Source organism: [Pseudomonas] carboxydohydrogena, assembly GCF_029030725.1.
In the GTDB taxonomy this organism is placed as follows: domain Bacteria; phylum Pseudomonadota; class Alphaproteobacteria; order Rhizobiales; family Xanthobacteraceae; genus Afipia; species Afipia carboxydohydrogena.
On the sequence record NZ_CP113162.1, the window covers coordinates 2,438,826 to 2,451,323 of the forward strand.

The window sequence follows — 12,498 nt, forward strand, 5'->3', positions numbered from 1 at the left end:
GACCCTGCGTGGCAGTTATCGTACCTTTTGAGGGCCATTCCACCCCGTCGATCGATCGCCTTGTCGCGCTTGTGGCCGACGACATGGCGGGGGTCAACACCACCATTCTGTCGCGAACCGGCTCCGAAGTCACGATGATCCCGGAGGTCGCCAACCACCTGATCTCCTCGGGCGGCAAGCGGCTGCGCCCGATGCTGACGCTCGCCATGGCGCAGCTCGCCGGCTACACCGGCGACGGTCACATCAAGCTCGCGGCCGCCGTCGAATTCATGCACACCGCGACGCTCCTGCACGACGACGTCGTGGACGAGAGCGAACTGCGGCGCGGCAAACTGTCCGCGCGGATGCTGTGGGGCAACGAGGCCAGCGTTCTGGTCGGCGACTTCCTGCTCGGCCAGGCGTTCCGCATGATGGTCGAGGTCGGCTCGCTCCGCGCGCTCGACATCCTGTCGTCCGCCGCCGCCACCATCGCCGAGGGCGAGGTGATGCAGCTTGCGGCCGCCAAGAACACCGCCACCACCGAGGACGAATATCTCGCCGTGATCCGTGGCAAGACCGCCGAACTGTTTGCGGCGGCGAGCGAAGTCGGACCCGTGATCGCCAACCGGCCGAAAGCGGAGCAGACCGCGTCGCGTTCGTTCGGCATGAATCTCGGCATCGCGTTTCAGTTGATCGACGATGTGCTCGACTACGGCGGCAAGGCCGCGAAACTCGGCAAGAATGTCGGCGACGATTTCCGCGAAGGCAAGATCACCCTGCCCGTGGTGCTGGCGTTCCGGCGCGGCAACGATGTCGAACGCGATTTCTGGATCAGGACTCTGGAGCGCGGCGAGGTCGCCGATTCCGATCTCGATCATGCCATCGGCCTGATGACCAAGCATCGCGCGCTGGACGACACCATGCAGCGCGCGCAGCACTACGGCGCGATGGCCGTCGATGCGCTGGCGCTGTTTCCGTCATCCCCGATGAAGAGCGCGCTCGAACAGGTCGTGGCGTTCTGCCTCGCGCGCTCGAACTGATTTAGCCGATCAGCTGAGCGTTCCCGCGTGGACCCACCATTGCGGATGGGCCTGCGCGATCGTTTGCGCGGCCCTGTCGGCGGCAGCCGCATCGCCGTACAGCGCAAAACAGGTCGCGCCCGACCCGGACATTCGCGCCAGTTGCACGCCTTCGGTCTCGCGCAACGCCTCCAGCACGTCGCCGATCACCGGTTGAACCCGCAGCGCGGGCGCTTCGAGATCGTTGACGCCGCCCGAGAGCTGAATGATCCAGTCCGCCGCCGAGGCGCCCGGCCTCGGCAGCGTCACCGCTTCGAGAATCTCACCGACGCCGACGCGCAACTGGCCCGCGCGCAGGCCGAGCGCGGTGAAGACATCCTTGGTCGCGACCGCGACGCGCGGGTTGACCATCACGCAGGACAGCGGCGGCAGATCGAGCATGGTCAGGTTTTCACCGACGCCGCCCATGACGCAGGCATGCGAGGCGATGCAAACCGGCACGTCCGCCCCCGCGAGACGCGCCGCCTCGAACAGGCGCGCATCGTCGAGGGCGATTCCGTTCGCTTTCGCCAGCAGCCGCAGCGCCGCCGCCGCATCCGCCGAACCGCCGCCGATTCCGGCCGCCACGGGCAAATGCTTGTCGAGGGTGAAATGGCCAAGCTGCAATCCCTCCACGCGCTCGGCGAGCAGTCGCGCCGCGCGGATCACCAGATTGTCGCTGGCGTCGCCGCACGCGGCACTTCCCGGCCCGGTGATGGTGAGGCCGAGATCGCCCGGCTCCAGCGTCAGGCTGTCGGCGCAATCCGCGAACGCGGCGATGCTGTCGAGATCATGGTAGCCGTCCGGGCGGCGGCCCAGAACACGCAGCGTCAGGTTGACCTTGGCGCGCGCGATTTCGGTGAGTACAGCCATGCCCGCCTCTGGTTACGCCCGCGCCCGCCGCAGGCTTTATACGTAAAACCCATACCAAGACGACAATGGCCGGGACAACCCCGGCCACTGACAGTTCAAAACTGATCCGGCCAAATACTAGCCGCCCTTGTCGTCTTTCTTCTTCTCAGAGTCGTTGGCGTTAGAGGCCGCCGCAGGTCCCGCCGGCAAATCCGGAAGGCCGTTTTCGATCTTGGCCTCGATCTTCGGCAGTTCCTCGGCCTCGGGCTTGAGGTCACGCGCATGCGCCCACTGATACTTCGCCTCCAGCGTCCGGCCGACGCGCCAGTACGCATCACCGAGATGATCATTGATGGTGGGATCTTCCGGCTTCAGATCGATGGCGCGCTCCAGCGTCTTCACGGCATTGGCGTAGTCGCCGATGCGGAAATACGCCCAGCCGAGCGAGTCCACGATGTAACCATCGTCGGGACGCTGATCGACGGCATGACGGATCATCGCCATGCCCTCAGGCAGGTTGATGCCCTGATCGATCCAGGAATAGCCGAGATAGTTCAGCACGTGCGCCTGCTCGGGCTGCAATTCCAGCGCCTTCTTCAGATCGGCTTCCGCCTTCGGCCACTGTTTGGAGCGCTCCTCGCAGATGCCACGGAAATAATACAGCACCCAGTTGGGCTTGGCCGCATCCGACGCATCGATCGCCTTGGTATAGGTGCCGCTGCAATCGGCAAACTTCTTGCGCGCGCGCTCGATGTTGCCGAGCGCCATCAATGCCTCGGTGTCCTTCGAATCCTCGGCGGTGACCGACTTGAGGATTTTCAGCGCCTCATCGGTGCGATCCACGGAATCGAGGTCCGTCGCCATCTGAATCTGCGCATTGCGCTTCAGCGGCGAATTCTCGGGCATGCGCTCGTAGATCCTGATCGCGAGTTGCGGCTTCTTCACCGATTCATAAAGATCGGCGAGCGACAGCAGCGCGAGCGGATGGTTCGGGTGCAGGTACAGCGCAAGCTGCAAATACACCAGCGCGAGGTCTTCGCCGCCGCGTCGCGTCAGCGACGAGCCGATGCCGTACAGCGCCTCGGCCGCGCCGGACTGCGGCGTGTCGATCTGCGCGGGCAGCTTCTTGCCGGCCTTCAGCTCCTTCAGCGCATCGACAATCAGGGGATGGCGCGGCACCTTCTTGTCGAAGGTCTCGAACAATTGCGCCGCCTCGGCTTCCTTCTTGTTGCGCGACATCCAGCGGCCATAGGCATCGACGATCCGCAACGCGGTGTCATCAAGCTTGTAGGCCGCCTCGAAACGGGCGCCCGCATCCTTTTGCCGGTTGGCGAGCTCGTCGATCAGACCGGCGTGGAGATTCTTGAAGATCGGATACCATTCCGGCCCGGTGAGCTTGTCGATATTGGCAAGCGCGGCGGAGGTGTTGCCTGCGCCCTGCATCGCATAGCTCGACAGCAGCGTCGCGACGAGATCGGTGATCGGACCGCGCACCGACTGATTGAAATTCTGCTGCGCCGCCGAGTACCGTTTCAGCTTGAGGGCGTGAACGCCCTCAACCAGCCGCGCCACGCGATTGGTCTTGTCGGCCGCGAGAATCTTGCCTGCGAGCTTGACGGCCTCATCCATCTCGCCATCGGCGACGGAGGAGATGAAGGCGCGATCCAGCAGGTCGGCATTCTTCGGATCGGAACGAAGCGCCGCACGGTAGAATGACGCGGCGACGCCCGCGTCGCGATCCGCGCTGGCATGGCGGGCGGCGAGATAGCTGCCCGCCGGACTCAATCCCTGCAAATCGCGCGCGGTCGGATAAGCGGACAATCCGTTATCGATCGTGGGTGTGGTTTCGGCAAAGGCGGATGCAACCGGCGCGACGATCATCGCAGCCGCCATCGCGGCAGCAAGCGCCACGCGAGAAGAACGAGTTGGGAAATTCACGCGCACCGTCTCCATCAGATGGATTGAAAACGCCAGACCGCCCGGGCGGCTCAGGGCAGCGCACAATGGCCCGTTTGCCTCCCATCCGCAAGGATTCCGACCGTTTCTTTCAAGCGTTCCGGCAAACATGGCCGCATCGTGGCCAAATGACGAACCCCTGCCTTGCCTGCGAATAAGCAGGATCGCCCGCCGTCAGAAGTTCTTGATCAGGAGCGTCACCCCGGAAATCACCAGGGTCAGGTAGACAAGGGTCAGCAGACTCTCGCTCTTCAATCTGTCGTGAAGATAATGGCCGAGTTTCACCCCCGCGAAGCAGAACGGCAACGCCATCAACCACCATAGCCAGATATGGGTGTTGTCATAGAGGCCACCGATTCCGAAAGCGCCAATTCGGAAAATCGCGGTGAGCAGAATCAATCCCAGAATTGTCGCACGCAACTCGCTCTTGTCGAAGATGCGGCCCGAGAGATAGGCGACATAGATCGGGCCGCCGGTTCCGAAGGTTGCGGACAGCGCGCCCGCGAGCAGGCCGAGCGGCACGGCGACAAACTTGTTCAGCTTCCCTGCGTGCTGCTTCGTCGCCAAGCGATAAAGGCCGTAAGCGGTGATGAGCACGCCAAGCGTGAGCAGCAGAATTCGCTCGGGAAGCAGCACCAGCATGGTCGCGCCGCCGATCATGCCGATGATCGTGGTCGGCAACAGCGCGATCAGTTCCTTGTAGTTCGCCTGTTTGCGAAACTTGGTCATGTTCCAGACCACGAACACGGTATCGAGCAGCGCCACCAGGGGAACGAAGAATTTCAGCGAGGCGACCATGGCCAGGAACGGCATCGCGATCATGCTCTGGCCGAATCCGGTGATGCCGAACAGCGTATAGGCGCCGAACAGGATGAAGGCGGTGAGCCCGAAGGAAACCAAATCGTGCATTTCAGCTCATACCGCCCTGTACAATCGCCAGCCGTTCACATGCCTTGGTAGTTCGGTCCGCCGCCGCCTTCCGGCGGCACCCAGACGATATTGGCGTTCGGATCCTTGATGTCGCAGGTCTTGCAGTGGACGCAGTTCTGCGCGTTGATCTGAAAGCGCGGGCCGTCCGTCTCATCGAGCCATTCGTAGACGCCCGCGGGGCAATAGCGATTCGAGGGCCCGGCGAACACATCGTGCTCGGACGATTTCTGCAACGCCATGTTCAGCACCTTGAGATGGACCGGCTGATCCTCCTCGTGATTGGTGTTGGACAGAAACACCGAGGACAACCTGTCGAACGTCACCTGCCCGTCGGGCTTGCATGCCGCGCGCGGCTTGTAGTCGCCTGCCGGATGCAGGCTCGCGGCATCGGTCTTGCCGTGGCTCAGCGTGCCGAACAGCGAAAGGCCGAGCAGCGTCTGCATCCACATATCGAGGCCGCCCAGCATGACGCCGAGCACGGTGCCGAATTTCGACCACAGCGGCTTGACGTTGCGCACGCGGTTGAGATCGCGCCCGACCGATGACAGCCGCCAGCCGCTCTCATATTGCACAAGCTCGTCGTTCGCCCGGCCTTCCGCCAGCGCGTCCGTGACATGCTCCGCGGCAATCATGCCGCTGCGCATCGCGTTATGGACGCCCTTGATGCGCGGCACGTTGACGAATCCCGCGGCGCAGCCGATCAGCGCGCCACCGGCGAAGGTCAGCCGCGGCACGGACTGAAACCCGCCCTCGGTGATCGCGCGCGCGCCGTAAGACAGCCGCTTGCCGCCTTCGAGCGTGGGACGGATCGACGGATGGGTCTTGAAGCGCTGGAATTCCTCGAACGGCGACAGATACGGATCGTCGTAATTGAGATGAACGACGAAGCCGATGGCGGCGAGATTCTCGCCATAGTGATAGAGAAACGATCCGCCGCCGGTCTTGTTGCCGAGCGGCCAGCCGAACGAATGGCGCACAAGGCCGGGGCGATGCTTCGCCTTGTCGATCTGCCAGACTTCCTTGAGCCCGATGCCGAATTTCGGCGGCTCGCTGCTGCTGTCCAGCGCGTAGCGGGCGATCAGTTGCCTGGTCAGGCTGCCGCGCGCGCCTTCCGCGAACAGGGTGTACTTGCCGAGCAATTCCATGCCGCGCGTGAATGAAGCCTTGTGCGAGCCGTCGCGCGCCACGCCCATGTCGCCGGTGGCGACGCCGCGCACTTCGTTATGCTCGCCATAGACGATCTCGGTCGCGGCAAACCCCGGATAGATTTCCACGCCGAGCGCTTCGGCGCGCGTGCCGAGCCAGCGGCACAAATCGCCGAGCGAGCCGATGTAACAATGATGATTGTTCATCAGCGGCGGCATCAGGATATTCGGCAGCCTGATTTCGCCACCGGCCGTCATCCAGGCGAAGCGGTCTTCGCTGACGCGGGTTTTCAGCGGGCAGTCGTCTTCGTCGCGCCATTCGGGAATGAGGTCGTCGAGTCCCGCCGGATCGATCACCGCGCCGGACAGGATGTGCGCGCCGACCTCGGAGCCTTTTTCAATCACCACCACGCTGAGCGCGGGCTCGATCTGCTTGAGACGGATCGCGGCGCTGAGCCCTGCGGGGCCCGCGCCGACGATGACGACATCAAACTCCATGGAGTCGCGGGGCTGCGGCTCATCGTTCATGTGGGGCTCGGCTGATCCTGCGGGCAAGCTGGGATGGAATAGGTCTAAAAAGCCTTGGACGATTTTCGCAAACAGGACAACCCCGCTGAAAATCATGGGACCTGTGCGCACGTCATGGACCGCCAGGTGAAACGGCAAATAGGGACTCTTCTTCCCGCGACAGACGTTTTACACTGGCCCCATGATCTCAGAGCGCCCCCCGACCCCGCATGAATTGCTGGCTTTCTATCTGGAAGCCGGGGTCGATTGCGCGCTGGCCGAGGAGCCATCCGACCGCCTGTCCGAGGTCGAGGCGGAATTTGTACCCGCGCCACAACGTATCGCACCCTTGACGACGGTGCCCGCCGCCTTTCCCGCAACGCCGCAGCCGGACCTCGCGCCCGCGCCCGATGCCGCCATCGAATCAGCCCGCGAGCTTGCCCCGAAGGCGAAGACGCTGGACGAACTGCGCGGCCTGCTCGAACAGTTCGACGGCTGCGCGCTGAAGGCCACCGCGACGAAACTGGTATTCGGCGACGGCAATCCGCAGGCCCGCATCATGTTCGTCGGCGAAGCGCCCGGCCGTGACGAAGACTTGCAAGGCATTCCCTTCATCGGCCGTTCTGGCAAGCTGCTCGATCTGATGCTGGCGGCCATCGGGCTCGACCGCACCAAAGCCTATATCGCCAACGTCATTCCATGGCGGCCACCGGGCAACCGCGATCCCTCCCCGCACGAGACGCAGATGTGCCTGCCCTTCATCAAGCGGCAGATCGAACTGGTCGATCCGGACATCGTGGTGTGTCTCGGCAAGCCGTCGTCGCAGGCGGTGCTCGACCTCAAGGACGGCATCATGAGGACGCGCGGCCGCTGGTTCGACTACGACACAGGCTCCCGCACCATCCGCGCGATGGCGACTTTCCATCCGGCCTATCTGCTGCGCCAGCCGATCTACAAGCGGATGACGTGGCAGGACCTGCGCACGATCCAGGCCGCGCTGGCGGCAGCCACGAAAACTTAAACCCCGCCTCAGGCGATCGTCCGCATCACCGCCACGTCGCGGCGCGGCGGCGCGCCGAACATGCGGGCATATTCGCGGCTGAACTGCGAGGGACTTTCATAACCGACGCGATAGGCCGCTGTCGTCGCGGTCACCGCATCGGCGAGCATCAGCCGCCGCGCTTCCAGCAACCGCAATTGCTTCTGGTATTGCAGCGGCGTCAGCAAGGTCAGCACCTTGAAGTGCTGGTGGAACGAGGACGGACTCATCTTCGCGGCGGCGGCCAGTTCGTCGACAGAGATCGAACGCGCGAGATTCTCGCGTAACAGATGGATCGCCCTGCTCAACCGTTCCGTGTGACTGTCGGGCGTCGCAAGACGGCTGATGCTCGCTCCATGAGGCCCGCTCAGCAGCCAGAAATAAATCTCGCGCATCGCGGATTTCGCCAGCACCGGAATCGCTCCAGGCATATCGAGCAGATTGACGAGCCGCAGCACGCTGTCGGCCAGCGCACCTTGAATATCATGCACCAGCAATGCCGGACCACGCCTCGCAGGCTTCGGCGGATCGTTGAATTCCTCAAGCACCTCGCCGAGCAGCCGCAGATCGAATTCGAGGATCAGTCCGAGATAAGGCACGGCCTTGCTCGCGCGGGTGATGCCGCTGCGGATCGGCATCTCCGCCGTCACCACCAGCGCCTGCATGTCCTGATAAGCGATGGCGTCTCCGTCGAGCAGCGTCCGCTTGGCCCCCTGCGCGACGACGCACAAAGCCGGTTTGTAGAGAACCGGATGCGGCAGCGTTTCCGTGGTGGACCGTGTGAGGATCAGTTCATTGATGGCGGTCTCGAAGAAACCGTCCTCGTGACTGACCGCATCGATGTGGCGGGCGATGCTCTGCTGGAGCGGGGTCATGAATGCCTTCCCTGTATGCCGCGCAAGATAGGCGGCCTTGATTGCCGCGCAAAGTGGATTTGGAGGATCAGGCAATAAACCCGGAGGCCCGGATATTTCGCCGGTGAGGCATGGGCGGCTAGATGGCGGCCATCCAATGCTTCGTCAGGAGAGACCGATGACTAAAGAAAACATCGATAATACAAATACTAAGATCGCCCTCATCACTGGTGGCAGCCGTGGGCTCGGCCACAACACCGCGTTGAGCCTTGCCCGGAAGGGCGTGGATGTCATCATCACCTATCACGCGAATCAGGCAGAGGCGGATACCACCGTCGCGGCCATCGGAAAGCTGGGCCGCAACGCCGCCGCGTTGCAACTCGACACCGGCGCGATCAAGACCTTCCCCGACTTCGCCGCACGCCTGAAAGCCGCCCTCAAGGACAATCGGGGCGCATCGCGGTTCGATTATCTCGTCAACAATGCGGGCATCGGCATCAGCAAACCGTTCGCGGAAACCACGGAGGCCGATTTCGACCTCATGATGAACATCAACCTGAAGGGCGTGTACTTCCTGACGCAGACGCTGCTGCCGCTGATCGCGGACGGCGGACGCATCGTCAACCTGTCGAGCGGCCTCGCCCGCTTCAGCATGCCGGGTTACTCCGCCTATGGCGCGACCAAGGGCGCGATCGAAGTGCTGACGCACTTTCTCGCCAAGGAACTCGGGCCACGGCAAATCGCGGTCAACACGGTTGCGCCCGGCGCCATCGAGACCGATTTCGGCGGCGGTTACATCCGCGACAATGCCGGCATCAACCGCGAGGTGGCGAACCTCACCGCGCTCGGCCGCGTCGGCGTGCCCGACGACATCGGGCCGATGATCGCCTCGCTGCTGTCCGAGGACAATCGCTGGATCAATGGCCAGCGTATCGAAGTCTCGGGCGGTATCTTCGTCTGATCGCAAACCGCGAACGCCCTGCGAAAATGCATAGGGGGTCTTCGCGGCGACACGTCTGTTCTGTTCCGGCCGAACATGCGAGAAAATCATTCTCCATGCCGCCGGAACAGCCATGACAGCGATCACCAGCGAAGTTCGTGACGACCACAAGGTCCATTCAAATGTGGCCCGTCTGGCGGTCGCCCAGGCACTGACCGGCGCGAACACCGCCGTGATCTTCGCCACCGGCTCGATCGTCGGGGCCGCGATCGCGCCCAACATGTCGCTGGCGACATTGCCGCTGTCGATCTACGTGGTCGGCATGGCGGTGGGCACGCTGCCGACCGGATGGGTGTCGCGCACCTATGGCCGCCGCATCGCCTTCCTGATCGGGGCGGGTTTCGGTGCGATCTGCGGCGCGCTGGCGGCGATCGCCATCATTCTGAAATCATTTCCGCTGTTCTGCATCGCCACTTTCTGCGGCGGTCTTTACGCCTCCGTGGCGCTTTCCTATCGCTTCGCGGCCGCCGACGGGGCGAGCGAAGCCTTCCGCCCGAAGGCGATCTCATGGGTGCTCGCGGGCGGCATCTTCGCGGGCGTGCTCGGCCCGCAGCTCGTGCAATGGACGATGGACTTCTGGGCGCCGCATCTGTTCGCGGCGAGTTTCGTCATCCAGGCTGCCGTCGCACTGGTGGCGATGGCGGTTTTGTCCACCGTGCATGCGCCGCGCCCCGCCAAAACCGATCTTCATCGCGGCCGTCCGCTCACCGCGATCATCGGCCAGCGCGATTTCATCGCCGCTGCTTTGTGCGGCACCGTGGCCTATACCATGATGAATCTGGTGATGACCTCCGCCCCGCTGGCGATGCGCTTGTGCGGATTGCCGATCAGCGATTCCAATTTCGGCATTCAGTGGCACATCGTGGCGATGTACGGGCCGAGCTTCTTCACAGGCTCCCTGATCGCGCGGTTTGGCGCGCCGGTGATCGTGGCGATCGGACTCGCGCTTGAAGCGACAGCGGCCGCCATCGGCATGTCGGGCATCACGCCGATGCATTTCTGGGTGATGCTGATCGTGCTCGGGATGGGGTGGAATTTCGGCTTCATCGGCGCATCCGCGCTGGTGGTGCAGACTCACCGGCCCGAGGAACGCAACAAGGTGCAGGCGTTCAACGACTTTCTGGTGTTCGGGATGATGGCGATCGGCTCGTTCGCCTCGGGGCAATTGCTGGCCGATTTCGGCTGGACCATCGTCAATGCCGTGGTGTTTCCGCCGGTCGCGGTGGCGCTGATCTGCCTCGGCGTTGCCCACGTCATGCGCCGCCGCGCGCCTTCGCTTTAGGCTCCGGGGCGAGCCGCCAGAACCGATAGCCTCATGCCTTGCCCGGCTGGCCGGTCCATGTCTGCCGCGTGAGCGAGGAGACGAAATACTCGAGGCATTCCCTGGCGCGCGGGGCATCGAGGCGCACCGCGAAGACAAGCGCCTGATCCGGAAGAAGACCGTAACTCTCTATGCTTACGGAAGACATGGAATCGCGGGGGCTTACAGCGGCACAGGTCAGACCGGCTTCGTTCAGCCTCGCAAGGAAATCCTTTCCATAGAGACGCACGTGATCCGCCTGCCCGTAACGGGCGACCCGCTCCTCGGGCGTATCCAGAACAGCTTCATCGGTCGCATCGCGATCCGACAAGGGGACCTGCAAAACCGCGACTCCCGTCGGCGCCAGAACCCGCGCGATCTCGGCCATCGCCTTCCTGTCGTCCGGAATGTGTTCGAGCACATGCAGCGCAAGCAGAACATCCGCGTATTCGCCGGGAAAAGGCAGCTCGGTCAGCGACGCGACGATATCGACCACGCGGCCATCCGCCTGCGGATCGGCATCGACCGTTTTTGAGTTTCCGAACAGGCGGCGAAACGGAAGGGTTGCAGAGGACGGGGCCACCTCGACCAAAGCGGCGCGTTCGAACGGCCGCGTTTCAGGAACCCATCTGCTGCGCAGCAAGGGTCCCATGAGTTGAAGGAAGCGATGCCTTTCGAGCGACCCGCATTGCGGACAGCCCGCGTTCGGACGGCCGTCGGGACCGGGGAGAAAATTTCCGGTGAAATTGCAACAACTGCAAACGCGAGCACCGGCCGGAAGCGCAGCGCCAGCCGCGCCTTCCCGCTCAGCGATGCTGCGGCCATTATCCGGCGGCCAGAGAGCGACGGAGATCCGGTCGAAACCCGAAGCCAGATAGAGAGACGAAATGGCATCGACCGGAACGATCCTGTCCGGCCGGGAATCAATAAGCCGCAGGACATAGTCCCAATCGACCAGGCGCTTCAAAAGCGGATCGAATCGGGTGACGCTCTTACGGTGCATGAGCTGATTGAGATCGATGTAATTGCCCTTCTTCAATTCCTCGAAATCGAAGGGTACGAGAAACCAGTTCTTCGTGGTCCTCGAGAATTCAGCGTCGCGAAGCTGCACACCGTAGATAATGTCGATCTTCGGATCGGATTCCAGAAATGCAGCCGCCCGTTCTACCCATCGCGGCCACATCAGATTGTCGTCGTCCAGAAACGCCACCAGCGGCGTATCGAGCATATCGAGCGCGAGATTCCGGGCGGCGGACGGACCGCTGTAGGGATGTCCGGTGTGGAGAACGGAAATCGCAAGACGTCCGGAAAATTCAAGGACGATATTCTCGATCCGCTCCTGACCGTCATTGACCACAATCACTTTGTCCGGCCGGCGGCTCTGCGCCGCCACCGAGGCCAGCGCCCGCCTGAGACTTTGCGGCCGGTCGCAAGTGGGAATGACCAATCCCACGGCGTCCTGCCCCGCATGCTCCGATACCCCCGGGCCCCCGAACAGGATCGACGCAATATCGTGCAGCGCCTGACGATTGAATCGCTCATCTGCCTGCAAATCGCGCAGTGCCTGCGTGTTGGATGTCCCGACAGCCCGCGACACCGCGAGGTCGGCCTCCGCCGCAAGCATCCTCCTGACGGGCCGAAATACCTCCCGCCAAATTTTCCGCATGATCATTGTTGGACGATTTCCGGATCAATCGACCCCTGGCCGAGGGCCAGAAGCATGATCGATTTGGGGCAAGCGTGGATCGGGTGGCGGATTTGATTTCGGGCGCAATCAAAATCCGCCCGAACCTTATCCGGTTTGGTTCCCGCCACAATCGGAAAACTCACTTTTCCCTTGCCCCGCGCATGTCGCGGCTGCAACGGGACCGGGGGCCG

10 protein-coding genes are annotated in these 12,498 nt (G+C 63.1%); 4 read left to right on the forward strand and 6 right to left on the reverse strand.

Annotated elements, in window-relative coordinates; all coding sequences use genetic code 11:
• Positions 1-8 precede the first annotated feature (8 nt).
• Positions 9-1,019 (forward strand): polyprenyl synthetase family protein, encoded by a 1,011-nt coding sequence (locus AFIC_RS11805; protein WP_275246430.1) that lies wholly within the window; start codon positions 9-11, stop codon positions 1,017-1,019.
• Between the two features lie 9 nt (positions 1,020-1,028).
• Here the strand turns inward: AFIC_RS11805 and AFIC_RS11810 are convergent, their stop codons facing one another.
• From AFIC_RS11810 to AFIC_RS11825, 4 genes are all read right to left on the reverse strand, one after another.
• Complete coding sequence (locus tag AFIC_RS11810; RefSeq protein ID WP_275246431.1) at positions 1,029-1,910, reverse strand: 4-(cytidine 5'-diphospho)-2-C-methyl-D-erythritol kinase; 882 nt, start codon at positions 1,908-1,910, stop codon at positions 1,029-1,031.
• Positions 1,911-2,027: 117 nt separating this feature from the next.
• A complete protein-coding gene (locus tag AFIC_RS11815; RefSeq protein WP_275248715.1) occupies positions 2,028-3,782 on the reverse strand; it encodes a tetratricopeptide repeat protein in 1,755 nt (584 codons plus the stop codon).
• Between the two features lie 237 nt (positions 3,783-4,019).
• On the reverse strand, positions 4,020-4,754 hold the full coding sequence (locus AFIC_RS11820; RefSeq protein ID WP_275246432.1) for a sulfite exporter TauE/SafE family protein: 735 nt from the start codon (positions 4,752-4,754) through the stop codon (positions 4,020-4,022).
• Between the two features lie 35 nt (positions 4,755-4,789).
• Complete coding sequence (locus tag AFIC_RS11825) at positions 4,790-6,448, reverse strand: electron transfer flavoprotein-ubiquinone oxidoreductase (RefSeq protein WP_275246433.1); 1,659 nt, start codon at positions 6,446-6,448, stop codon at positions 4,790-4,792.
• 181 nt (positions 6,449-6,629) lie between these two features.
• On the opposite strand from AFIC_RS11825, the gene AFIC_RS11830 reads away from it, so the two are divergent.
• The gene (locus tag AFIC_RS11830) at positions 6,630-7,448 is read left to right on the forward strand and encodes a uracil-DNA glycosylase (RefSeq protein ID WP_275246434.1); all 819 of its coding nucleotides are present in this window, start codon (positions 6,630-6,632) and stop codon (positions 7,446-7,448) included.
• An 8-nt stretch (positions 7,449-7,456) separates the two neighbouring features.
• Here the strand turns inward: AFIC_RS11830 and AFIC_RS11835 are convergent, their stop codons facing one another.
• Positions 7,457-8,341: an AraC family transcriptional regulator gene (locus tag AFIC_RS11835; protein ID WP_275246435.1), complete on the reverse strand. Its 885-nt coding sequence runs from the start codon at positions 8,339-8,341 to the stop codon at positions 7,457-7,459.
• A gap of 157 nt (positions 8,342-8,498) precedes the next feature.
• Between AFIC_RS11835 and AFIC_RS11840 the strand changes: the two genes are divergently transcribed.
• On the forward strand, positions 8,499-9,281 hold the full coding sequence (locus AFIC_RS11840; protein WP_275246436.1) for an SDR family NAD(P)-dependent oxidoreductase: 783 nt from the start codon (positions 8,499-8,501) through the stop codon (positions 9,279-9,281).
• Between the two features lie 112 nt (positions 9,282-9,393).
• Complete coding sequence (locus AFIC_RS11845) at positions 9,394-10,602, forward strand: MFS transporter (RefSeq protein ID WP_275246437.1); 1,209 nt, start codon at positions 9,394-9,396, stop codon at positions 10,600-10,602.
• Between the two features lie 31 nt (positions 10,603-10,633).
• Here AFIC_RS11845 and AFIC_RS11850 read toward each other — a convergent pair whose 3' ends face one another.
• Positions 10,634-12,244, reverse strand: a complete 1,611-nt coding sequence (locus tag AFIC_RS11850; RefSeq protein ID WP_275246438.1) for a glycosyltransferase — start codon at positions 12,242-12,244, stop codon at positions 10,634-10,636.
• Between the last annotated feature and the right edge of the window lie 254 nt (positions 12,245-12,498).